The organism is Sulfitobacter sp. HNIBRBA3233 (genome assembly GCF_040149665.1).
Taxonomy (GTDB): Bacteria; Pseudomonadota; Alphaproteobacteria; order Rhodobacterales; family Rhodobacteraceae; genus Sulfitobacter; species Sulfitobacter marinivivus.
This window is the reverse complement of record NZ_JBEFLP010000002.1, coordinates 14,042-36,308: the sequence shown is the minus strand read 5'-3', so window position 1 is coordinate 36,308 and position 22,267 is coordinate 14,042. Positions and strand designations below refer to the sequence as shown.

17 protein-coding genes are annotated in these 22,267 nt (G+C 61.3%); 10 read left to right on the top strand and 7 right to left on the bottom strand.

What is annotated here, in order from left to right; translation table 11 throughout:
* Nucleotides 1-23: 23 nt before the first annotated feature.
* The gene (locus ABMC89_RS13390; protein ID WP_349568723.1) at nucleotides 24-302 is read left to right on the top strand and encodes a hypothetical protein; all 279 of its coding nucleotides are present in this window, start codon (nucleotides 24-26) and stop codon (nucleotides 300-302) included.
* Here the strand turns inward: ABMC89_RS13390 and ABMC89_RS13385 are convergent.
* Both ABMC89_RS13385 and mobC read right to left on the bottom strand, forming a co-directional pair.
* The gene (locus ABMC89_RS13385) at nucleotides 299-1,843 is read right to left on the bottom strand and encodes a relaxase/mobilization nuclease domain-containing protein (protein WP_349568721.1); all 1,545 of its coding nucleotides are present in this window, start codon (nucleotides 1,841-1,843) and stop codon (nucleotides 299-301) included. The genes ABMC89_RS13390 and ABMC89_RS13385 overlap by 4 nt on opposite strands.
* Nucleotides 1,840-2,268: a plasmid mobilization relaxosome protein MobC gene (gene mobC, locus ABMC89_RS13380; protein ID WP_349568718.1), complete on the bottom strand. Its 429-nt coding sequence runs from the start codon at nucleotides 2,266-2,268 to the stop codon at nucleotides 1,840-1,842. The genes ABMC89_RS13385 and mobC overlap by 4 nt, the downstream gene beginning before the upstream one ends.
* A gap of 278 nt (nucleotides 2,269-2,546) precedes the next feature.
* On the opposite strand from mobC, the gene ABMC89_RS13375 reads away from it, so the two are divergent.
* On the top strand, nucleotides 2,547-3,821 hold the full coding sequence (locus ABMC89_RS13375; RefSeq protein WP_349568716.1) for a serine hydrolase domain-containing protein: 1,275 nt from the start codon (nucleotides 2,547-2,549) through the stop codon (nucleotides 3,819-3,821).
* A 59-nt stretch (nucleotides 3,822-3,880) separates the two neighbouring features.
* Here ABMC89_RS13375 and ABMC89_RS13370 read toward each other — a convergent pair whose 3' ends face one another.
* Together ABMC89_RS13370 and ABMC89_RS13365 are read right to left on the bottom strand one after the other, a co-directional pair.
* The gene (locus tag ABMC89_RS13370) at nucleotides 3,881-5,014 is read right to left on the bottom strand and encodes a lytic murein transglycosylase (protein WP_349568714.1); all 1,134 of its coding nucleotides are present in this window, start codon (nucleotides 5,012-5,014) and stop codon (nucleotides 3,881-3,883) included.
* A 105-nt stretch (nucleotides 5,015-5,119) separates the two neighbouring features.
* Nucleotides 5,120-5,590, bottom strand: a complete 471-nt coding sequence (locus ABMC89_RS13365) for a CreA family protein (RefSeq protein WP_349568712.1) — start codon at nucleotides 5,588-5,590, stop codon at nucleotides 5,120-5,122.
* Nucleotides 5,591-5,693: 103 nt separating this feature from the next.
* Here ABMC89_RS13365 and ABMC89_RS13360 point away from each other — a divergent pair, with 103 nt between their 5' ends.
* Both ABMC89_RS13360 and ABMC89_RS13355 read left to right on the top strand, forming a co-directional pair.
* Nucleotides 5,694-6,929 carry a putative DNA modification/repair radical SAM protein gene (locus ABMC89_RS13360; RefSeq protein WP_349568710.1) on the top strand — a complete coding sequence of 412 codons (1,236 nt, stop codon included), beginning with the start codon at nucleotides 5,694-5,696 and terminating at the stop codon, nucleotides 6,927-6,929.
* A complete protein-coding gene (locus ABMC89_RS13355) occupies nucleotides 6,926-8,344 on the top strand; it encodes a UdgX family uracil-DNA binding protein (protein ID WP_349568708.1) in 1,419 nt (472 codons plus the stop codon). Before ABMC89_RS13360 ends, ABMC89_RS13355 begins: the two co-directional genes overlap by 4 nt.
* An 8-nt stretch (nucleotides 8,345-8,352) precedes the next feature.
* On the opposite strand, the gene ABMC89_RS13350 is transcribed toward ABMC89_RS13355, so the two are convergent.
* Both ABMC89_RS13350 and ABMC89_RS13345 read right to left on the bottom strand, forming a co-directional pair.
* Complete coding sequence (locus tag ABMC89_RS13350; RefSeq protein ID WP_349568706.1) at nucleotides 8,353-12,669, bottom strand: calcium-binding protein; 4,317 nt, start codon at nucleotides 12,667-12,669, stop codon at nucleotides 8,353-8,355.
* Nucleotides 12,670-12,853: 184 nt separating this feature from the next.
* Nucleotides 12,854-13,753, bottom strand: coding sequence for a LysR family transcriptional regulator (locus ABMC89_RS13345; protein ID WP_349568704.1), 900 nt, complete (start codon nucleotides 13,751-13,753; stop codon nucleotides 12,854-12,856).
* A gap of 219 nt (nucleotides 13,754-13,972) precedes the next feature.
* Here ABMC89_RS13345 and ABMC89_RS13340 point away from each other — a divergent pair, with 219 nt between their 5' ends.
* The 5 genes from ABMC89_RS13340 to ABMC89_RS13320 are packed head-to-tail and all read left to right on the top strand — an operon-like array spanning nucleotide 13,973 to nucleotide 18,230.
* The gene (locus ABMC89_RS13340) at nucleotides 13,973-14,755 is read left to right on the top strand and encodes a 5-oxoprolinase subunit PxpA (RefSeq protein WP_349568702.1); all 783 of its coding nucleotides are present in this window, start codon (nucleotides 13,973-13,975) and stop codon (nucleotides 14,753-14,755) included.
* A 20-nt stretch (nucleotides 14,756-14,775) separates the two neighbouring features.
* On the top strand, nucleotides 14,776-15,012 hold the full coding sequence (locus ABMC89_RS13335; RefSeq protein ID WP_349568700.1) for an acetyl-CoA carboxylase: 237 nt from the start codon (nucleotides 14,776-14,778) through the stop codon (nucleotides 15,010-15,012).
* Nucleotides 15,013-15,014: 2 nt separating this feature from the next.
* Nucleotides 15,015-16,400: an acetyl-CoA carboxylase biotin carboxylase subunit gene (locus tag ABMC89_RS13330; RefSeq protein ID WP_349568698.1), complete on the top strand. Its 1,386-nt coding sequence runs from the start codon at nucleotides 15,015-15,017 to the stop codon at nucleotides 16,398-16,400.
* Nucleotides 16,397-17,272, top strand: a complete 876-nt coding sequence (locus tag ABMC89_RS13325) for a 5-oxoprolinase subunit B family protein (RefSeq protein ID WP_349568696.1) — start codon at nucleotides 16,397-16,399, stop codon at nucleotides 17,270-17,272. Before ABMC89_RS13330 ends, ABMC89_RS13325 begins: the two co-directional genes overlap by 4 nt.
* Nucleotides 17,262-18,230 carry a 5-oxoprolinase subunit C family protein gene (locus tag ABMC89_RS13320; protein WP_349568694.1) on the top strand — a complete coding sequence of 323 codons (969 nt, stop codon included), beginning with the start codon at nucleotides 17,262-17,264 and terminating at the stop codon, nucleotides 18,228-18,230. The genes ABMC89_RS13325 and ABMC89_RS13320 overlap by 11 nt, the downstream gene beginning before the upstream one ends.
* A gap of 362 nt (nucleotides 18,231-18,592) precedes the next feature.
* Here ABMC89_RS13320 and katG read toward each other — a convergent pair whose 3' ends face one another.
* The gene (gene katG, locus ABMC89_RS13315; RefSeq protein WP_349568692.1) at nucleotides 18,593-20,923 is read right to left on the bottom strand and encodes a catalase/peroxidase HPI; all 2,331 of its coding nucleotides are present in this window, start codon (nucleotides 20,921-20,923) and stop codon (nucleotides 18,593-18,595) included.
* Between the two features lie 280 nt (nucleotides 20,924-21,203).
* Here katG and ABMC89_RS13310 point away from each other — a divergent pair, with 280 nt between their 5' ends.
* Nucleotides 21,204-22,163 (top strand): SMP-30/gluconolactonase/LRE family protein, encoded by a 960-nt coding sequence (locus ABMC89_RS13310; RefSeq protein WP_349568690.1) that lies wholly within the window; start codon nucleotides 21,204-21,206, stop codon nucleotides 22,161-22,163.
* Nucleotides 22,164-22,267 lie beyond the last annotated feature (104 nt).

Sequence of the window (22,267 nt, the reverse complement as noted above, 5' to 3'; positions counted from 1 at the left end):
TTTGTTTTTGATTGAATATCGCGATGTGGAACGCGACCAAAAACGAAGTCCCGAGATATCAGATCGATGCCGAGCATATGCGCGTCTTGGAAGAGGCCGTTCAGAATTGCGAGGAAGACTTCGATGTTCGCTCCGCAGCCGTCTACGCAGCGCTAGACCATTTTCAGGCGGATAGCGTCAGCACTTGGGGCTTCACATTGTTCCGACAGGGTCTCGAAGACTGGCAACCCCCCGCGCTGCACGAAGGGCTTCGTCTCATAAAACAGCATATCGGCTACGTTGATCATCGCACCTCAGGCTAGCGTTCGAACTCCGGCCCCCTGTCAGGATCGTCGCGTTTGCGCTCTCGTAGGCGGCGCAATCGCTCTTGGTTTTGGTCTTTTTGGTTTGTCGACTTGGCAGCCTTAGCGCGGAGTTCTTTCAAGCGGTCCTGGGTTGAAACCAAGCGCTCTTTGGAAATTTCTTTCTGCTTTGAGACATAGGCATCTTTCGTGGTTTCCCGTGCAGCGAAATTGTCCCTTACGTGATCACGCAGAATCAATACATGCTTCTTTGGCACCTCCAACTCGCTGGCCGCCTTCATAGCGCTTCTGACAGGTGTGAAGACCTTCTTGGCCAAAGGCTCCAACCCGCGCCGCATGAGCCTGTAGTTCGTTCGGTCATGGTGCAACCCCCGCAGCACGGCAGCGTGACGGCTACGTTCAGCCTTGATCTGTGCCTGTAGGGATTGGCGTTCTCTCAGTTGCTCGAACACAAGGGCTTGGCGTTGCTCGCGGTCGCGCTGAAGTGCCCAGACGGCTTCCATCTGGTTTTGCTTTTCCAGAGCGGCGCGTTTGCCTGTCACGCGATCCAAAAGGCCGCGTAGGCCTATTCGGAATCGTGCAGCGCGGTCTTTCGCTTCTTGGTCAGCGCGGGCTTGCTGCCCCGAGTCCAGCCTGCTGCGCTCATCGGAATGCTGAGCTTTCATGGCTAAACGGCGTTCGTTCAGGCCCGACAAGTTTTTCTGCGTGTCAGCCTGCGCCTTCGCAACATGCGACGCGATCTTTGGCAGGATGTCTTTCGCAATGCGTTGGCGGGTCTCTTCAACGCTCCCCAATTCTGAAGGCTTGCCGAGGCGTTGGGTAATGTCCTTTGACTTCTTGCCGATGGCACGAGGGATTGAGATTACTTCACCTTCGAAGGTAACGGCGACATGGCCGCGCTTATCTCCCCGCGCCAAATAGAGCCCGCGTTCTTCGAGCGCGTGCGAGAATGCCCGACGCGTGTCCGAGATTGCCCAGGCCTCTTGGATGTCTGCCTTTAGCTCGCCTGCATGCCGACCGACACGTTTGGCTTGTTGCCATTCTGCCAAGGTGAAGTTGCGCGGGTCGCGATCCTTGGCGTTGGTGAAACCCTTCGGCAACTGCCAGCCGTGTTCGAGATAGAGCTGCTTTGAGACTTCCATCAGCTTGTTCTTGAAAAAGGGAAGCGGCTTTGCCGTCATTGTCTCGGCTTCGATCCGGCTCCACACAGCATGGCAATGCCGTCGTCCTTCTTTTTCATGAAAGATGATCACGCGGGGCTGGTCCGTAAGCCCGTGCTTTTCTTCGATGGCCGCAATCGCTTGCTCGAAGGTTTCAACGCGCACGTTTTCTGTTTCGGGTGGATTGAGGCTGACCGAGAACAGGAACTGCTTGCACTTCGTTCCCTTGGAAATTGCCTCTGCTTCCCGCAATGCGCCAACAACATCTTCAGACATGAAACCGCGAATGTCGTGCAACTCGACATGCTCGTTTTCTTCTGTCTTCAGGAGATGAAGCCCGAGCTGCTTTGCGCCGCCTCGTTGTGAGCCTTTCAGGATCATGACGGCTCCACATCGGTACGATGGCCGAGCGCGCGAAGAAGCTCACGGCGAATCAGCGCCACGTCGGCGCATGCGCGCCGAATGTCGCGTTCCGTATCGGGCATCATTGGCAAAGTGCCAAGATTTGCAGCTTTGGCGAGCTGGTTCAAATTGTTGGCGATCCGCGATTGCCCGAGCATCGCCAATACCTGGGCGAGCCGCTGCTCATCTTTGATCGGGCGACGCTTACGGGCTCGTGCCCTCTTGGTGCCTGCGCCTTTGCCGTCAAAGACCTTGCGCTTGATGTATGAGCCCAAAGGTTCGTTTCCCGCCAGTTCCTCCAAGTGGGCACGTTCTTCAAAGGTTAGGCGTAGTGAAAACGGCGGCGGCTTCTTGCTGCGCTGCGAAGTCCCTAAGTCTCTGTTATTTCTATCCGAAGTGCTCATCATCGCACCTCAGATCGTTCAGATCATGTTGTGCGAGATGTTCCTCCCAGATGAGCAAGGTATCGAAGAGAGTGTTCAAACAATCTCTATCGAGCTGCACCATCCCCCGCACAAGTGTTGCCCCAAGCCAAACCGTGAGGCTGTTGCCCTCAGGCTGTCTTGCCGCGTGGCGCGATCGGCCACTGAAAGTTTACTTGTGCATGAATCGTTGCACCTTCCCGTTGCATTGGCCTAGCCTGTCGATACCACTCATACGGGTGGCACTTAGGGAGGAAAATATGAAACATATAAGAACCGGCCTTCTTGCCGGAGCAGCGGCATTGGCCATCAGCGCCATGGGAGTCTCCGCCGAAAACCTGCCGCGCGGCGATGCCGCGGCACTGGGTTTCGACACGGAGCAACTGGCGGTGATGGACAAGACCTTTGGCGCGCTGGTCGACAAGGGAATGACACCCGGTGCGATCATCATGCTGATCCGTGACGGGCAGATCGCGCATCTGTCGACCATGGGCAATCGCACGCCCGATGGCGAGCCGATGACAGAGGACACGATTTTCCGCATCTATTCGATGACAAAGCCGATCACCACGGTCGCCGCGATGATGCTGGTCGAGGAAGGCCGCCTGATCCTGAGCGCGCCCGTGGCCACCTATCTGCCCGCCTACAAGGACCTGACAGTTGCAACGGGCGAAAAGGATGCCGAAGGCAATCCGGTGACCCGGCCCGCAAACGGCACGATGACGGTGCTGGACCTGATGCGCCATACCTCGGGGCTGACCTATGGGTTTTTCGGTGCTGGCCCCGCGCGCGAAGCCTATAACGCCGCCGGCGTAAGCTCGCAGGACAATACCGGTATCGAACAGGCGAACCTGCTTGCCACTCTGCCGCTGGAGCATGATCCGGGCACGACATGGGAATACTCCCGATCGACCGATGTCCTCGGCGCGGTGGTCGAGGCCGTTTCGGGCCAGACCCTCGAAAAATTCATGACCGCGCGCATTTTCGAGCCGCTCGGCATGACCGACACTGCATTCTACGTCGACGACGAAGCCGATCATGCGCGCATCGCGGAGCCCTTCGAGGATCAGGCGAAAATCGGTGATCGCGGGGTTTTCGATCCGCGGGTACGCAAGCCCAACCAGTCCGGCGGTGGCGGCCTGATGTCGACGGTACACGACTATTCCAAGTTCGCGCAGATGATGCTCAACGGGGGCGAGTTGAACGGCACGCGCCTGCTGTCGCCCAAGTCGGTGCAGCTGATGACCTCGGATCACACCGGCAATATCAAACCGGGTAAATACTACCTGCCCGGCCCCGGCTACGGATTCGGCCTCGGGTATGCCGTGCGGATGGAGGACGGAAACGCCCCGTCCTACGGCACGGACGGAGAATTCAACTGGGGGGGTGCTGCCGGAACGGCCTATATCACCGATCCCGAAGAAGAGCTGATCGCGCTGCTGATGATCCAGTCACCGGCCAATCGCGGACCGTTGCGGGTGATTTTCCGCAATCTCTTCTATCCGACAATCGCGGAAAGCCGCGCGGAAGACTAAAGCCCTGCGCGACACGCGCCGCCCGGATTTGGTCCGGGCGGCGCGTCACTGTTCGTGTCTCAGCCGAGGCTGCGCAGAAGCTCGGGCGAGGGCGTGCCCGTCGGCGGCAGGCCGCGGCTGGACTGGTAGGCCCGAATCGCCTCTATGCTGTTGGGCCCGATCACCCCGTCGGCACCGCCGGTGTCGAAGCCGCGCGCGGTCAGCCGTTGCTGCAATGCGATCCGATCGTCTTTCGTCAGCCCGTTGGCATCGGGCGGGAAACTGGCGCGCAAGGGCCCTGCCCCGCCGATCCGGTCGGCCAGATGGCCCACGCCGATCGCATAGGCATCCGAGTTATTATAACGTTTGATGACACCGAAGTTGCGGGTGACCGCAAAGCGCGGACCGCCGGGCTGGGGCTGCAACGTCCCGCTCGGATCCTCTCCGCCCCAGCGCACACCACGGCTCCACCCGTTCTTTTCCAGATAGGCCGCCGTAGAGGCCAAGGCATCGGTCGGATCTTCGGACCAGATATCGCGGCGCCCGTCACCGGTGAAATCGACTGCAAAAGCCTGGTACGAGGTGGGGATGAACTGCGTATGGCCCATGGCACCCGCCCAAGATCCGGTCATGCGGGAGGGTGTGATATCCCCGTTCTGCAGGATCTTGAGTGCCGCAATCAGCTGCTTTTCGAAGAATGCGCCGCGGCGCCCATCGAAGGCCAGCGTCGATGTCGCGGAAATCACCGGCACATCGCCGCGCCGTTCGCCAAAGAAGCTTTCGAGACCCCAGATCGCGCAGATGATCTCGGCCTGAACGCCGTAGCGGGATTCGAGCGTGCGAAGCGTCCCGTTGTGGCGGGCAAATGCGGCGCGCCCCTTGCTGATCCGCTCGTCCGAGGCAGCGATGGCAAGGTAATCCTCAAGGCTGCGCTTGAATTCGGTCTGGTTGCGGTCGCGCTTGACGCATCCGGGCAGGTATCCGGTTCCGCGGAATGCCGCGCTCAGGGTTGACTGCGAGATACCGCTGGATGCGGCACGGCCGCGAAAATTCGCGACCCACGCGTCATAGGCCGCATTGGGCACCGGGCGCAGGTCCGCAGGCAGCCCACCGCTGTCCGCGCCGGTCTGTCCGGGGGCGGTCAGCCCACCGCCACATGCCGAAAGTCCGAGCGCCGCAAGGCCCGCACCAAAGTGTCTTCGTGTGATCCGCATATCTCTGCCCGTTTTTTGAGAGGTGTTTTGCGGACATGCTATCGGATCGCAGCGGCAAGGCAACAGAGGCTTCAGCCCCATGCGGACCTCTGCCGATGCGGCGTATCAATCCTGCGTTGCGCCGGACTGGTAAAGCGGCACCGTCGACATCGACATCTTCGCCGATCCGTTCTGAACATCGCGCGCGTGGCTGATGTAGATCAGTGTCTGGTGCTTCTCGTCAAAGATGCGTTTGACGCGCAATGTCTTGAAAATGATCGAACGCCGTTCGCGGAACACGTCTTCGCCATCCGGGCTGCGGTCGATATCGCCGATGGTGATGGGCCCTGTCTGCCGGCAGGAGATCGACGAATTCGACGGGTCCTCGAACCAGTTCCCCTTCTGCAAACGGTCGATCAGGCCGCGCTCGAAATAGGTGATGTGGCAGGTGACCCCTTCGACTTCCGGATCTTCGAGCGCTTCGATGATCAGGTCATTGCCCAGCCAGTCCACATCGACTTCGCCCACGACCTCGGCGCCGGCGGCGCCAGCGACAAGGGAACCGCACAGAAGCGGCAACAGGAATTTGCGTATCATGCCGACAAACGTCACCCGTGGGCGGCAGGTTCCGCAAAAAGTGAAAATTTGTCGCAGCCGCTTCGCGCTTGCGGGAAAAAGAGCGGAACATTATAAGAACATCATGTCCAGACTCACCCTCAAAGAAAAGCTCGCCTTGCTGAGCGATGCGGCGAAATACGACGCGTCCTGCGCCTCTTCGGGCACCAGCAAGCGCAGCTCGGCGGATGGAAAGGGCCTTGGCAGTACGGAAGGATCCGGCATTTGCCACGCCTACGCGCCCGACGGGCGCTGCATCAGCCTGCTCAAGATCCTGATGACGAATTTCTGCATCTACGACTGTGCCTATTGCATCAACCGGGTCAGCTCGAACGTGGCGCGGGCGCGGTTCACGGTCGAAGAAGTCGTGCATCTGACCACCGAATTCTACAGGCGCAATTATATCGAGGGGCTGTTCCTGTCCTCGGGGATCATCAAATCGCCGGACGATACGATGGCCGATATGGTGCGCATCGCGCGCGAACTGAGGCAGGTGCACAACTTCCGTGGCTATATCCACCTCAAGACGATCCCCGATGCCTCCCCCCAGCTGATCGAGGAAGCGGGACTGCTGGCGGACCGGCTGTCGATGAACATCGAGCTGCCGACCGACAGCGGCATCAAGACCTATGCGCCGGAAAAGAACCCCGACGAGATCCGCCGCGCCATGGGCAAGGTCGAATTGCGCAAGCAGGCCGCGAAAGAGCGTAGCCATACCGGACGCCGCGCGCCGAAATTTGCCCCTGCGGGTCAATCCACGCAGGTGATCGTCGGCGCGGACGGGGCCGATGACGCGACGATCCTGCAAAGTTCAACGCGGCTTTACAGCTCTTACAAGCTCAAGCGGGTGTATTATTCGGCCTTCTCCCCGATCCCCGACAGCACCGCCGCGCTGCCGTTGATCAAGCCGCCCTTGCAGCGCGAACACCGCCTGTATCAGGCCGACTGGCTGCTGCGGTTCTACGGGTACGGGGCGGATGAAATCGCTTCGGCCTCGAACGGCGGCATGCTGGATCTGGAGATCGATCCCAAGCTGAGCTGGGCATTGGCAAACCGCCACGCATTCCCGGTTGATGTGAACCGCGCGGGCAGGGACATGCTGCTGCGCGTGCCCGGCTTCGGGACGAAATCGGTCGGGCGGATCCTTGCGGCGCGGCGCAACGGATCCTTGGGTTTCGGGGATCTGAAGCGGATCGGCGCATTGGTCCAGAAAGCCAAGCCTTTCATCGTGACCCGCGACTGGTCGCCCGGCAGCCTGACGGACGCGGCAAACCTGCGGGCGCGTTTCGCGCCCCCGCCCGAACAGTTGAGCCTTTTGTGATCTACGCGCCGCGGCTGCCCCGGCTGGGCACGTTCGACGCATGGCGCGCGGCGGCCCGCGCCTTGGCCAGTAACGACATCCCGCCCGAACAGGTGGATTGGGGGATGGAGGACGCGGAGGCGGGCCTCTTCGCGCGGGAGGGTCGGCCGCTTCCCGCGCCGCGCGCGATGACGGTACCCAAGGACTTTGTTCCGCTCGCCAGACTGCTCTGCGCAAGCCGCTCTGCGGGGGCCCATGATCTGCTCTACCGGTTGCTGCTGCGCTGTCGCGATACGCCGCGCCTGTTGACCAACCGCGCGGATGCAGACGTGCAGCGCGCCGAAGAGTTGGTCAAGAATATCCGCCGCGACATGCACAAGATGAAAGCCTTCGTGCGCTTTCGCGAAGTCACCCCGGCGGGCAGCAACCGCCGGCAATTTCTCAGCTGGTTCGAACCCGATCACCGGATCGAAGAGCTGATCGCGGGATTCTTCACGCGGCGTTTCGGGGACATGGACTGGGTCATCGTGACGCCCGAAATCACCATGCGGTTTCAGGCTGGCGATATGACGTTCGAGACGGTCGCCTCGGACCGGTTGGACCTGTCGGACGAGACCGAAGAGCTGTGGAAAACCTACTACGCGCATATCTTCAATCCCGCGCGCCTCAAGATAAAGGCGATGCAATCGGAGATGCCCAAGAAATACTGGAAGAACCTGCCCGAAGCGTCGCTGATACCCGACCTGATCGCGGGGGCGGAAGCCCGCGTGGCCGAGATGCGCGCGCAGGCCCCCACGCTGGCGCCGGCCCGCGCGGGCCGCATTCTGGACCGTCTGCCGGAACGCGAGGCGGACGCGGCCCTGCACGCCTGCACCCGGTGCCCGCTGGCGGCCTCGGCCACGCAGGCGGTGCCGGGCGAAGGGCCTGCGGACGCGGCACTGATGATCGTTGGCGAACAGCCCGGCGACCGTGAGGATCTGGCAGGGCGCCCCTTTGTCGGACCGGCAGGGCAGCTTTTCGATGCGGTTCTGGAGGGGATCGGTCTGGATCGCCGCGCGGCCTATGTCACCAATGCGGTCAAGCATTTCAAGTTCACGCCGCGCGGCAAAAGGCGCATCCACCAAAGCCCCAACCGATCCGAGATCGAAGCCTGCCGTTTCTGGCTGACACGCGAGATCGCGCAGGTGTCGCCCGTGCTGGTCGTGGCCATGGGTGCCACCGCCGCCGAGGCGTTGACCGGAGACGGCGCAAAGCTGATGCAACGGCGCGGCAGGGTCGAACGGGGCCGCGACGGGCTGCCCGTTCTAGTCACCCTGCACCCGTCGGCTGTCCTGCGCGCAGCAGATCCCGCAGCGATGCGCGCGCTGCTGGCCCAGGACCTCGCAAAGGCCAAAGAACTACTGAACGCGGCAGAGGCGTTTGGCCCGCCCGCCTGACGCCAAGATCAGATGATGTCGAGCTCCCAGATCGAGACCTGACCGTCCTCGAAGACGAAATATTCGATGTCGCGCAGGCTATCGACACCGCCCGCGCCCGTGGCAAAGACCGTCTTGCTGCCTACGCGCGCAAGCGTGGTGTCGGCAATATTGCCGTCAAAGATCGCGTAGTCCGATCCGTCCCCGCCGTTGATCGTGTCGTTGCCGGCGCCGCCCTTGATGTAGTCGACCCCGCCATAGCCGAACAGAATATCGTCGCCCGCCAGCCCGTTCAGCTGGTTGCGCGCATTCGATCCGGTCAGCGTGTCGTCAAAGCGTGACCCGACAAGGTTCTCGATCTCGAAATAGAGGTCGCGCGCCGCCCAGCCCTGGCTGCCATAGCCCGTTTCCTCTCCGGCGATCCGCGCGCCGTTGCGCAGGCTGGCGGTCACAGCACCGGGGGCGTTGAAATAGGTGACCGTATCGTCGCCGTCGCCGCCGAAGTACCGCTCGCGCCCGCCATCGGAGGACACGAACCAGTCGTAATCGCCCAGCCCCCGGAAATCGTTCTGGCCATCGTCGCCAAAGAACACATCCTGACGCCCCGACCCCGTGATCCGCTCGACGCTGGCCAAGGACAGGCCCTTGGCCAGATTGGTGTTGGCGGATGGATCGGACAGGTCAAGGTAGATCCCCGATGCCGTCACCCCAGAAAGCGACGGATCGCCGAAGACATCCGCGATGGTGTTATCCGCATCGCTTTCCCATTCGACGAAGCTGATCATATCCTGCCCCGTGCCGCCGTCGATGGTGTCGCCACCGGAGGTGGCAATGAACCAGTCATAATCGCCAAGGCCGCGCAGCTGGTTTGCCCCCGCATCGCCGCGGATGTAGTCGGCAAAGATCGTTCCGGTCACCCGTTCGACATCGTTCAGTACGATCACGTCGGTGCCTTCCGGCCCACGGGCGGAGTTTGCCTCCAGATCGATCGTCAGGCGGTATTCCAGCGCCGCACCTTTCTTGGCGAGGTCGCTGAAAGAGACCATGTCGTTGCCGTCTCCTCCGTGGACCGTATCGTTGCCGCCACCGGGGTTGATCCAGTCGGACCCGCCCAGCGCCAAAATCTCTTCCGAGGCGCGCGAGCCATAGATCGTCTCGCCGGCGTCGGTCATGGAAAACGGCCGCGAGGGCAGCAGATCGGGCAGACGCTCGGGGTCGAGGCCACGGTAGGATTCGCTGTCAGCAGAGGTCCATGTCTCGATGTATTCGACATTGCGCATCAGCAAGGAATAGCTCTGGTCGCCCGGCGCTTCGGGCGACGAGACGCCCAGCATGCCCAGCAGAATGCCGCCATCTACACGTTCGGCTGTGGTGAATTTGCTGTAGATCAGGTTTTCGACAACGTCGGTGCTGTCACCTCCGTCAAAGACATCATTCGACCCGAGTGCCAGGCGCCGCACGTCCAGCCGGTCGCTGCCGCTTCCGCCGTAGAAAACGTTGTTGCCAGAGCGCGGGCCGAAGTCGAGGCTGTCGTTGCCGCCATTGCCATAGATCGTGTCATTCCCGCCGCGTGGATACAAAACCTCGCCCCGATCCGACCCCACGATCAGCTCGTCCGCGTCGGTCCCGATTTGCGGGAACCGGTTTATGATCATCCAGTCGTCATCTTCGATCCATTTGCGGGCGCCGGTTTCGGACACGGGTTGGTCGAAGGTCAGCCAGACCTGCGAGCGGTTGTAGAGATCGGCTTCCGGTGCGCGAAACAACAGCGGCACGCGCAGGTATTTCTGATCTTCGGGCGTCGCCGCCGCATCCGTTTCGCTCAGCGCCACCGGGCGGAACGCGGTTCTGTCAGCATCACCGCTGTCGCTGTATTCGTACTGCGCAACGTCGCTATCGGTTGGCTGAAAATAGTCACGGCCCACGAAAGTCGAGAATTCGCCTAGCCAGTCATCGGAACTGTAGCCGCGGCTGGGATAGCCCGGATAGGACGCCTGATCCCAGAGCATCCCGGTCGCATCGGTTTCGTCATAAAAGCCGTTTTGCCGCCATGCGCTCAAGTCGAGCGCGATGCGGTCCCCTTCGTCAGGGTTGAAATCGAGGATCTCGACATCGTCCATATCGGGGCGCAGCACGAAAATATCAGCCCCCGGCCCCCCGCGCAGATGGTTGGTGCCGTAACGCGGAAGTCCTGCCCCCGCTTCGAGGACCGGATCGTAAAAAGCCCGCCGGACCGTATCGACACCGGCGGTCAGGATGTCATCGCCCGCACCGCCGTCCAACAGATTGACGGCTCCGGTGCTGGCGTGATCGATAGCAAGACTGTCGTCGTCGTCGGTTCCCTGAAGCCAGATGTTGCGCCGCACCACGGTCTCGCCGGTGTTCGTGACCTCAAGGAAACTGGTCCGATCAAGGTCGCCGGCTTCGAGGGGCCGGTAAGGCCGCTCATCCAGCGTGATTTCGACCGGAACAAGTGCGCTTGAGAATTTCAGATCACCGGCGGAAAGGCTGGTGGATGTCGTTGCAACCTCGACATCCGTTTCGCCGTCGCCGTCCGTGTCGATCGAGATCACGCCGCCGTCGATCGCGAAGCTTGCCAGCCCAAGCTGCTGCGCGGTCGGACCGGCCTTGGCCAGCGGGCCCAGCGCGGACAGATCGATAATGTCGCCCTCGGCCGCGTTGAAATCGCGGATGATCGCGCGGCCCTGAGCGCCAAATGCCAATGCGAAGGTATCCGCATCGCCGCCGCCCGTCGCCATATCTGCGTCGTTCAGCCCCAGAAGGGTATCCGCACCGGCGCCCCCGAAAAGGCTGTCGGCCCCAAGACCGCCGTCCAGAATATCGTTGCCCGACCCACCCAAGAGGCTGTCGTTGCCGGTGCCGCCCTCGATCCGGTCGTCGCCTGCACTGCCTGCGATCGTATCGTTCCCGCCGCCACCGGTAATGACATCGCGACCGGATGTGCCGCTGACGCTGTCGTTGCCCAGCCCGCGGGAATCGGCGAAATCGAACTCCTGCAACTGCACCTGCCAGTCGCCCGTGTTGCCGAAGGGAGAGGTGACCTCGAGCCACGCAGGTCCGGTCGCGAAGGCCTCGTAGATGAACCAGTCGGGCGTGGCGACCATCAGGGGCGCGATGGAGTTCATGAGCCGCATGGATACGACTTCGCTGTGACCATCGTTGTAATGTGCCGTCCCGAGATAAAATTTTCCCTTGGTCAGCCCTTCCTCAACAAGAAACCAGTCGCCTTCACCGAAGGGGGCCACACGGGAATCGAACGGATACTCCTGCCAGCTGCCTTCAACGATTTCGCCGAATTCCAGTGTGCTGGGTGTCAGGGTGTTGTCGCCATGGTCGTCCGGGCTCCAGACCTGAACGTTGAAATCGACAGGGGGTAAATTGCTGCCGTAGCGGTCCAGATAGCCGTTGCTGGGGGCAAGCGTGCGAATGCCGATGGTGGCCGCGATCTCCTCTCCCGGAGCAAGATCGCGGTCGAGCAGTTCGTCGACCTCCATGTCGAAGACGGCGCGATAATGGCGCTCGTCCCCCACGAGACGGATGTCGGAATTGACCGAGATCGGGACTTCGCTTCCTTCGTAAAGCACGTAGAGCTCGAAACGGTTCTCGTACCAGTCATGGTCAGGAACGGTCGGAGAATCGATCACGACATCGTAGTTGAAGCCAGCCCTGAGCGTGACGTTGAACTGCGCCTCCGCTTCGACATAGTTGCCATCGTCGTCAAAGTAGTCCGCCAACGAGCCCTCGGCGCGCGTCTCGTCACTGACCCGGCTTGCTATTTTGTCGTCGCCGGGCAGATCAATCGGGATCAGCGGCACATCCATGGGCGGGATGTAATCGGTTCGATCCCCTTCCAGCACCGTGATGAAATAGAACCGTTCGGACGCGGGGAGGAGGGAAAAGTCGATCCGGCCATCGTACTCCGCAACCCAGTTTTCGAATTTGACGGCACCGCGGAAAAGCCCGCCATCGACCAGCGTCGTCAGCAAGGCCGGATTGGACCACGGACTTGCATAAGGGTTTCCATCGAGCGGGAAGGCAAAAAAGGAGCCTTCGGGACGAATGAAGGGATCCACGCCGTCGATATCGGAATAGCCCGGACGCGGCTGGCTCAGCGCGTCCTCGACCAGCGGATTGGCCGCTGTCAGAAGGATCGTGTACTCCGTCAGCGGCTCCGTTTCGAACGAAAAGAAATCATATTCGGGGTAGCCGAAATTTTCCTGCGCATCCAGTTCCGCCTGCGAGATCGGGACGGCGATCGTTTCCCCCACGGTCAGCTTGTATTCGGTGGATGGGCTGTCGGCAATTCCGTCGTAAATTCTGGGCATCGGGTGGCTCGTGTCTTGCAGGTTGGGGCAGTGCGCGATTGCCCTCGAGAAGGCCAAAGGCGTGATTTTCCTGAACAGAGTGCGAAAAGCATCCGTGACGGGTCAACCTTTGGAGGCGAGGTTAACAGAAATCCCATGCGAAGGCTGACCGAAGGGCCACGCTTTCGCGCAGGGGTAGCAGAGGCTACTGCGGCTTGGGTGCAAGGTAGGTCTGCTCAAAATATTCGATCACGGATTGCACAGGGCGGGCTATCTGCGATCCCTTGCGCCACGCCAGGCCCACATCCATCGACGGGATCGCCAGTTCGGTCGTGGCAGTGCCGATGCGCCGCCCTTCCAGCGACCACGGGCGGTACACCATATCCGACAGGATCGTGACCCCCTGCCCGTTCGCGACCATCGAGCGGACCGCCTCGACCGACGATGTGCGCAGCGTGACGTTCGGCTGAAAACCGCTGCGCGCCCAGTAGCGCATGGTCGTATGGGCTGCCTCGTCCACGGTCAGCATGATGTATTCCTGCTGCGCGATCTCCTCGAAGGTGGCCCGCCCGCGCCGGATGAATTCGTGTCCGTTCGCAGCCCAGAGCCTGCGCGACGAGCTCATCAGCGTCTGGGTCTCGATCTCGGGGTTGTTGATGTTGGAGGTCAGCACAACGGCCAGATCGAAGCGGTTCGACAGCAACCCCTCTTCGATGCTTTCGCGGTTCAGCTCGCTCATGCGGATGCCCAAGTTCGGGAAAAGCTGCTTCAGCCGGTCCAGATGCGGTGGCAGGAAATACCCCAGCACGGTGTAGGTCGCCGCGATCGAGATCGTCCCCTTCACCGGCGACTGTTTTTGCGCGACCCGTTTCGCGTGGTCCAGCTTTTCCAGCACCTCGCGCGCGGACGCGAGGAAATCGCGCCCTGCCTCTGTCATCTCCATCCCCTGCGACGACCGCAGGAACAACGCCGCCCCAAGCTCGGCCTCAAGCTCCTTGATCGCGCTGGTCACAGCGGATTGGGAGATCGACAGTTCGGTCGCGGCACGGCTGACCTGACCGGATTCGGCGGTGGCGACGAAGAATTTCAAGTGTCTGAAGTTCATGGACACAGGTTAAACGGATTTCTTGAAGGGTGGTATCTGTTTTTTTGATACTCAAACCGGTCAAGAATGCGGCAGATTGGCGTGTTTCAAGGGATTTTTCCCGTTATGGTTGGAAATCAGGCATCTAAAAATCAGATAATGCCAATTCCGAAATCAATATTTTACAATTTGCGCCGTTGCGTCACTCTGAGCAGGATAGACGAGAGAAGGCGAAAACACATGATGGAAATTGTCGACCTTAACTGTGACATGGGCGAAGGCTTTGGCCAGTGGGTGCTGAGCGAAGCGCCGGACGAAGATATCATGGCCCTTATCAGCTCTGCCAATATCGCGGCGGGATTTCACGCGGGCGATCCGAACACGATGGACCGCGTCATCAAACTTGCACATGACTACGGGGTCGGGCTGGGCGCGCATCCGGGCTTCAACGACATTCAGGGGTTCGGCCGCCGCGCGATCAACACAACGCCCGAAGAGCTGGTGAACGACATCGTCTACCAGATCGGGGCGATCCGTGAGTTCGGCCGCCGCTATGGCGCGTCCCTCCAGCACGTCAAACCCCATGGCGCCCTTTACATGGAAGCCGCCAAGAGCGAGGAGCTGTCGCGCCAGATCATCGACATGATGCAAAAGACCTGCGGCGACACGATCCTGTTTTGCATGGAGTCCTCCGAAACCTACCGCATCGGCAAGCAATCCGGCTATCCGGTCGTGCGCGAATTCTATGCCGACCGCGACTACGACAACTCCGGTTCGATTGTTTTCGCCCGTCAGGTCGGCCGCCCCGACCCGCAGGCCATCGCCGACAAATGCGTGAAGGCCTGCACCACAGGCAAGGTTACAACCGTCGAAGGCGACGAAATCGACATCGGTTTCGAATCCATCTGCTTTCACTCCGACACGCCCGGCGCCCTCGAGATGGGAAAGGCGATCCGCAAGGGTCTGACCGACGCAGGCATTACCATCGCTTCGGCCGCCACCGTACTGGCGCAGAAATCCTAAAGAAAAAAGGACACCACCCCATGGCTGACATACAATCTCCGCTTCCCGGTACTTTCTACCACAAACCCTCTCCCGAAGAGGATCCGTTCAAGTCCAAGGGCGACGCAGTCGCTGTCGGTGACGTGATCGGATTGGTCGAAGTGATGAAGACCTTCATCGAGGTCAAGGCCGAGGCCGCAGGTACCTTCGGCGGCTACGTCGCCGATAACGAAAGCCCGGTGACAGCAGGCGCGACCCTCGCGACACTGGACGACTGAACATGGCCATTTCACGCCTCTTCATCGCGAACCGTGGCGAGATTGCCGTCCGCATCATCCGCGCCGCCAAGGAACTCGGGATCACCACGATCCAGGGGTACTCCGAAGGCGACGCCGACATGCTGGCTGTGAAACAGGCGGACGAGAGCGTCTGCATCGGCCCCGCCGCATCCAAGGACAGCTATCTCAAGATCGACGCCGTTATGGACGCGATCAAGAGCAGCAACGCAGATGCGGTGCACCCCGGCTACGGCTTCCTTTCTGAAAGCCCCGAATTCGCACGGCGGGTCGAAGCCGCAGGTGTGACCTTCATCGGGCCCAGCGCGGCGACGATCGAACGGATGGGCGACAAGGTCGAAGCCCGCCGCGCCGCAGAGGCGGCAGGCGTTCCCGTGGTGCCCGGATCCGACGGACGGGTCGAAACCGTGGACGCGGCGGCAAAGATCGCCGAAGAGGTCGGCTATCCCGTCATGATCAAGGCCGCCGCAGGCGGTGGCGGGCGCGGTATCCGCGTCGCCGACACGGAAGCCGAGCTGCGCAAACTTGCGCCGCAAGCCCAGCAGGAAGCCGCAGCGGCCTTCGGCGACGGCGGGCTCTACCTTGAACGGGCGGTCCGGTCCCCGCGCCATATCGAGGTGCAGATTCTGGGCGACGGGACAAACGCCGTGCATTGCTTTGAACGCGAGTGTTCCCTGCAACGCCGCCGCCAGAAGGTTTGGGAAGAAGCCGGTGCCGATTGTCTTGACGAGCAAACCCGCGCAGCGCTCTGTGCGTCGGCTGTCGCGCTGGCAAAGGACGTGAATTATCGCGGCGCGGGCACGCTGGAGTATCTCTACGATTCCGCGACCAACGAATTCTTCTTCATCGAGATGAACACCCGCATTCAGGTCGAACATCCCGTCAGCGAGATGATTACCGGCGTTGATCTGGTGCAGGAAATGATCCGCGTGTGCGGCGGCGAGAGCCTGAGCGTGACGCAGGACCAGATCGTGCGCAACGGTCACGCCATCGAGGTGCGGATCAACGCCGAGGATCCGACCATGCAGTTCATGCCCTTTCCCGGCAAACTGGAATCGATGCACGTCCCCGAGGGTGACGGCATCCGGTTCGATCATTTCCTCTACGAAGGATACCAGATCCCGCCTTTCTACGACTCGCTGCTGGGCAAGATCATCGTCCATGCGCCGGACCGCGCGCAGGCGATCGACAAGCTGAAATCGGTTTTGGAGCAGGTCGAACTGAAGGGGCTGAACACGACGATCCCGCTGCATCTGGCGCTGGCGGACGATCCGGACGTGCGCGCCGGTGATTTCCATACCCAATGGCTGGAGCCATGGCTGGAAGCGGGCAACCTGACGAACCAACAGACAACAGGAGGTGCATCGTGAAGACACGTTACACATACGGGGGCGACGAGCATGTCTACGTCGAGATGGACGAGGAGATGTCGCTCGACGCGTTCTTCAAGTCGCTCTCGATGAGCAATGCCGTACGCGAGGCCGACATTCCCGGCGTGACCGAAATCTGCCCCGCCAACGCATCCTTTCAGGTCAAGTTCGACCCGGATGTGACACATCCCGATGATATGCTCGCGCGGATCAAGGAGTTGGAAAGCAAGGCCGAGAATGCCGAGAAACGTCTGAGCACGCGGATCATCGAAATCCCGGTCTACTATCAGGATCCATGGACACACGACTGCGTCATGCGGTTCCGTGAGCGTCACCAGGACCCCAGCGGCACCGATCTGGACTACGCCGCGCGGATCAACGGGTTCGACAGTGTCGAAGCCTTCATCGAGGCGCACCATTCACAGCCGTGGTTCGTTTCCATGGTGGGTTTCGTGGCCGGTCTGCCGTTCCTCTACCAACTGGTGGAGCGCGATAAGCAGTTGCAGGTGCCCAAATATCTGCGCCCACGGACGGACACACCGAAACATACCGTCGGCTATGGCGGCTGTTTCTCCTGCGTCTACTCCGTGCGCGGGGCGGGCGGGTACCAGATGTTCGGCATCACACCGATGCCGATCTTCGATCCCGAACAGAAGGTCAGCTATCTCAAGGATTTCATGGTCTTCTTCAAACCCGGCGACATCGTGAAATGGAAACCCATCGACCGCGCGGAATACGACCGCATCGTCGAGGCGGTAGAGAAAGACGAGTACACGCCGCGCATTGCCGAGGTCGAGTTCGATCTCGAGGATTTCAACGCCGATATGGCGGGCACCAACAAGAAACTGATGGAGGCTCTCGATGGCGCTTAAGATCAACAAACCCGGTCTGTCCACGTCCATTCAGGATCTCGGACGCCCCGGATATTTTCACCTTGGCATCCCGATCGGCGGCGCGATGGACCGTCTGTCCATGCGCGCGGCCAACCTGCTGGTCGGCAACCCCGAAGACGCCGCAGGGCTGGAAGCCGTGTTCATGGGCCCCGAGATCGAGTTTACCGAAGACGCCGTCGTGGCCGTTACCGGTGCCGATCTGCCGATGACGCTCGACGGTGAGCCGCGCGACAGCTGGAGCTCTTTCGAGGTCAAGGCAGGTCAGACACTGGCGTTCGGGTTCCTCAAGACCGGCGCGCGGGCCTATATCGCCGTGTCGGGCGGTATTGCGACCGAACCGGACCTCGACAGCCGATCGACCTATCCGATCGGCGCTTTGGGCGGCATTGAAGGCCGCGCCATTGCCGAGGGCGATGTGATCCCCGTGGGCAAAGGTGTGGGCAAGCCGGGCCAAAGCATTCCGAAGAACCTGTGGCGCCTTCCCTCCAGCCCTGCGGAGCTGCGCGTTCTGCCCGGTCTCTACTGGAACCGGCTGACAGATGCGGCGGGCGAAGGCTTCTTCGAGGATGAATGGACCGTTGCAGCCGAAGCCGACCGCATGGGCGTTCGGTTCAAGGGCGGGCGTCCGCTGGAATTCGTCGAGCGCGAACAACCCTTCGGCGCCGGTGCCGATCCGTCGAACATCGTCGACGGGTGCTATTCCTACGGCTCCATTCAGGTGCCCGGCGGGACAGAACCCATCGTGCTGCACCGCGACGCGGTATCGGGCGGCGGGTATTTCACCCTTGGCGCGATCATCTCCGCCGACATGGACCTGATCGGGCAGTTGCAACCCAACACCCCCGTGAAGTTCATCAAGGTCGACATGGATCAGGCCTTGGCCGCCCGCAAGGAACGCCAGTCCGTACTGGACAGCATTCGCAAAGAGCTTGCCTGAAAGCGGATAAAGCCGGGCAAATGCCCCGATGAGACCGCTGACAGGGAAGCGTCACGGACTTTACATGACAGAAACACCTGCGCTGGCCGCCACGATCCCCGTGACGGCCAGCGCAATCTTATTCGGGGCGACCGGAACAGGCGGGTCGAAAATGCCGGGCTTGGCGCATTCTCCCTCATGCCTGTGCTGAATGGATAGAACCGCGCGCAGGTCACTTCGCATTTGCAGATGGTGCGTATGATCTGCTTCGGATCCTTGCAGCCATTTCTGACCGGACCCACCAGCGGATGATGCGGAGCAGCCCCTGAACAGAGCCACCCGCAAGGATAAAGCGGCGCAGGATGTCCTGCGCCGCCTTGGTTTCAGCAAATGCTGACAGCGGGCTTGCGTGCTTCGGGGACGTCGTAACGGTCGAGCATCATTACCTTGTGCCACGCGGCCACGAAATCCTTGACCAGCCGTGCCTCGCCATCCGCACCGCTGTAGAGTTCGGCAACCTGACGCAACTCGCTGTTGGAGCCGAAGATCAGATCACAGCGCGTGGCGCTGAAGGCTTTCTCGCCACTGTCGCGGTGCACCAGATCGAAGGTCTGTTCGCCTTCGCCGACGGGCTTCCATTCGTAGTCCATCGACACCAGCACCTTGAAGAAATCGTTGCTGAGCGTGCCCGGGCGGTCGGTGAACACACCGTAGTCCGAGCCGTCGAAGTTCTGGTCGAGCACCCGCAGACCACCGGTAAGCGCCGTCCATTCGGGCGCGGTCAGCGTCAGCAGTGCCGCACGGTCCAGGAATAGATGCTCAAGCGGGACGCCGAAGCGGACATCGGGATTGTGATAGTTCCGGAACCCGTCCGCGACCGGTTGCAGGTAATCCATCTGCTCGGGGTCCGTCATCTCGTCCGTGGCGTCGGTCCGGCCCGGAACGAACGGCACCTTCAGATCATAACCGCCGTCGCGTGCGGCTTTCTCGACCGCGGCACAGCCCCCGAGTACGATGAGATCGGCCATGGAGACAGACTTGCCCTCGAACGCGCTGCTGTCAAAATCCGCCTTCACCTGCTCGAGCTTCGCAATCACCCGCGAGAGTTGCTCAGGCGCGTTGACGGCCCAGCCTTTGAGCGGATGCAGACGAAGCCGCGCACCGTTGGCGCCACCGCGCTTGTCGCTGTCGCGGTAGGTTGAGGCGGCAGCCCAGGCCGTCGCCACCAGCTCGCGCACCGGCAGGCCTGTCGCGAGGATCTTGTCCTTCAGCGCGGAGATGTCATCCTCGTCGATCAGTGCATGGTCAAGCTCGGGCAGCGGATCCTGCCAGATGAAATCGGGGCCGATATCCGGACCGAGGTAGCGCGACTTGGGCCCCATATCGCGGTGGATCAGCTTGTGCCACGCTTTCGAGAATGCCTCGGTGAAGGCATCGAAATCATTCAGGAACTTTTCGCAAATCTCGCGGTAGGCCGGATCCTCGATGAGGGCGATGTCCGACGTCATCATCATCAGATCGTTCATCTGGCCTTCGACGTGGGCATCGGGTGTTTTCGGCGCGTTGGGGTCTTTCGGCGTCCATTGCAGGGCGCCTGCGGGCGAGCGTTTCTGCTCCCATTCGAACTTGAACAGGTTCTCGAGATAGCTGTTGTCCCACTTCGTCGGATCGGGCGTCCAGGATCCTTCGATACCGTTGGTCATCGTGTACTGGCCAAATCCGGTGCCGTTGGGGTTCTGCCAGCCCATTCCCATCGCCTGGATCGGCGCGCCCTCGGGGGCGGGGCCAATCTTGTCAGGGCTGGTCATGCCGTGGCTTTTGCCAAATGCGTGGCCACCGGCGATCAGGGCGACGGTTTCCTCGTCGTTCATCGCCATGCGGCTGAATGTTTCGCGGATGTCACGGGCGGATTCGAGCGCGTTGCCGTTGCCGTTGGGGCCTTCGGGATCGACATAGATCAGCGACTGGTGCGATGCCGCCAGCGGGTTCTCGAGGTCGTAGTGGTCCTCGTCCACGGCACCTTCCCAGCGCAGCGTTCTGGTGACCATCTGGTCGGGGTGGCCTTCCTGCGGACCGGCGGGCGTTTCGCCCACGCGCTTGCCGTTCCAGCCTTCGGGCCCCCAGTATGTCGCACGGTCTGCTTCCCATGCATCGACGCGGCCAAAGGCGAACCCCTGAAGCGGCAGGCCCATATCCTCAAGTGCGACGGTCCCCGCCAGCGCGATCAGATCGGCCCAGCTGAGGGCGGCACCGTATTTCTGCTTGATCGGCAGCAGCAGGCGCCGCGATTTGTCCGTGTTGCCATTGTCCCACCACGAGTTGATCGGCGCGAACCGCTGCATCCCCTGCCCGGCGCCGCCGCGTCCGTCGGCGATCCGGTAGGTGCCGGCAGAGTGCCACGTCATCCGCACCATCTGCGGACCGTAGTTGTCGTAATCTGCAGGCCACCACGCAACCGGCGTGTGCAGGAAGGACCGGATATCCTCCTTGAGCGCATCGACATCCATGTCCGCCACCGCGGCGGCCATATCGAAATCACTGCCCAGCGGATTTGCCTGCACGGGGTTCTGGTGCAAAATCTCGACCTTCAGGCGGTTCGGCCACCAGTGGTCCAACTGTGGCTCCGAACCTGCGGCACCGCCAACGCGGGTGCCCCTGAACGGGCACGCGCCCTGTGTGGCTTCCATACGGGTCGTGATTTTCGGGGTGTTCATCGGCAGTCTCCAAGATCGATTTGTCCGAAGGCGCAGCGCGTGCCAGATGCGCGGGCCCTTTGATGTCGTTGAGCGTTTGCCGTCCGTTAGCCGGACATGCGTGCGCCACCGGGCAAGTAGTTGACCGGTGAGAACCTAACCCCCGCAAGGCGGCTGAGTTCCCCCCAGCGACAAAGATCATTGCCAAAAGGGTTAAAATCCACGACGCTGATCGCATTCTTTACAAGTGATTTTTATGAGTGCGCGCGCCTTTAGCTCCAGGTCAGAAGGATTTTTCGAGATGCACACCGAGATAGAATTTCACCCACTTACCGATAAGGCCGGATTTTGCGAGGGTCCGGTGGCGATGCCGGATGGCACGCTGATCTTCGTGGATATCGAAGGCCAGACGCTGTCGCGGCTGACCACCGACAACAAGGTCGAGACGATCGTCCCGCTGGAAGGCGGGCCCAACGGCGTTGCCATCGGAAAGGACGGCGCGGCCTATGTTTGCAACAATGGCGGCGTCTATACCTTTGTCGAAATCGCGCCGGGTGTGAAAATCCCCAGTCCGCACAGGCCCAATTACACCATCGGATCGATCCAGCGCGTCGATCTCGACACGCGGGAGGTGGAAACGCTCTACGACGAAGGCGACGACTACAAGCTGATCGCACCGGATGACATCGTCTTTGACAGCCACGGCGGCTTCTATTTCACCGACACGGGGCTCGAGGACAAGGAAGCGATCCACAAGGGCGCGCTTTACTATGCGCAACCGGACGGCAGCGCGATCAATTTCGTGGCCCAGATCCCCACCGCGAACGGTGTCGGCCTGTCACCGGATGGCAAGACGATCTATGTCTCCGACACGATTTTCGGGCGGCTCTGGGCGCTCGAGGTCACGGCGCCCGGCAAGGTCAAAGAGACCAATTTGCCGGGAATGCCGGGCGTCGCGCTGCAAACGCTGCCGGGCTGCAAAAGCATGACAGGGTTCCAGTGGCTCGACAGTCTGGCGGTCGAGGCGGGCGGCAACATCTGCGTGGGTACGATCTTCAACGGTGGTATCACGGTCTTTGCCCCCGACGGCAGCTACAGCCATGTCCCTCTGGAAGATCCCTTTACCACCAATCTGTGTTTCGGGGGCGCGGACATGCGTGACGTCTGGATCACCGCGTCCAGCACCGGCACGATCTACAAATGCCGCTGGCCGAGGCCGGGTTTGCAGCTTGAGTATCAGGAACTGCCTCCGGCGGGCTGAACCGCGACGGGGCCGGATCAAGAGTACCGCATTAACGATTTTCATCTTTCACAAAGAAATCGCGTGACCGCCCCGAAGGGCTGCACGCCGCCAATGGATCGGGG

Bases quoted from the DNA above. Each gene is read 5' to 3' on its own strand.
- ABMC89_RS13390 (WP_349568723.1), top strand. From the start codon at position 24: ATGTGGAACGCGACCAAAAACGAAGTCCCGAGATATCAGATCGATGCC.
- ABMC89_RS13385 (WP_349568721.1), bottom strand. From the start codon at position 1,843: ATGATCCTGAAAGGCTCACAACGAGGCGGCGCAAAGCAGCTCGGGCTT.
- mobC (WP_349568718.1), bottom strand. From the start codon at position 2,268: ATGAGCACTTCGGATAGAAATAACAGAGACTTAGGGACTTCGCAGCGC.
- ABMC89_RS13375 (WP_349568716.1), top strand. From the start codon at position 2,547: ATGAAACATATAAGAACCGGCCTTCTTGCCGGAGCAGCGGCATTGGCC.
- ABMC89_RS13370 (WP_349568714.1), bottom strand. From the start codon at position 5,014: ATGCGGATCACACGAAGACACTTTGGTGCGGGCCTTGCGGCGCTCGGA.
- ABMC89_RS13365 (WP_349568712.1), bottom strand. From the start codon at position 5,590: ATGATACGCAAATTCCTGTTGCCGCTTCTGTGCGGTTCCCTTGTCGCT.
- ABMC89_RS13360 (WP_349568710.1), top strand. From the start codon at position 5,694: ATGTCCAGACTCACCCTCAAAGAAAAGCTCGCCTTGCTGAGCGATGCG.
- ABMC89_RS13350 (WP_349568706.1), bottom strand. From the start codon at position 12,669: ATGCCCAGAATTTACGACGGAATTGCCGACAGCCCATCCACCGAATAC.
- ABMC89_RS13345 (WP_349568704.1), bottom strand. From the start codon at position 13,753: ATGAACTTCAGACACTTGAAATTCTTCGTCGCCACCGCCGAATCCGGT.
- ABMC89_RS13340 (WP_349568702.1), top strand. From the start codon at position 13,973: ATGATGGAAATTGTCGACCTTAACTGTGACATGGGCGAAGGCTTTGGC.
- ABMC89_RS13335 (WP_349568700.1), top strand. From the start codon at position 14,776: ATGGCTGACATACAATCTCCGCTTCCCGGTACTTTCTACCACAAACCC.
- ABMC89_RS13330 (WP_349568698.1), top strand. From the start codon at position 15,015: ATGGCCATTTCACGCCTCTTCATCGCGAACCGTGGCGAGATTGCCGTC.
- ABMC89_RS13320 (WP_349568694.1), top strand. From the start codon at position 17,262: ATGGCGCTTAAGATCAACAAACCCGGTCTGTCCACGTCCATTCAGGAT.
- katG (WP_349568692.1), bottom strand. From the start codon at position 20,923: ATGAACACCCCGAAAATCACGACCCGTATGGAAGCCACACAGGGCGCG.
- ABMC89_RS13310 (WP_349568690.1), top strand. From the start codon at position 21,204: ATGCACACCGAGATAGAATTTCACCCACTTACCGATAAGGCCGGATTT.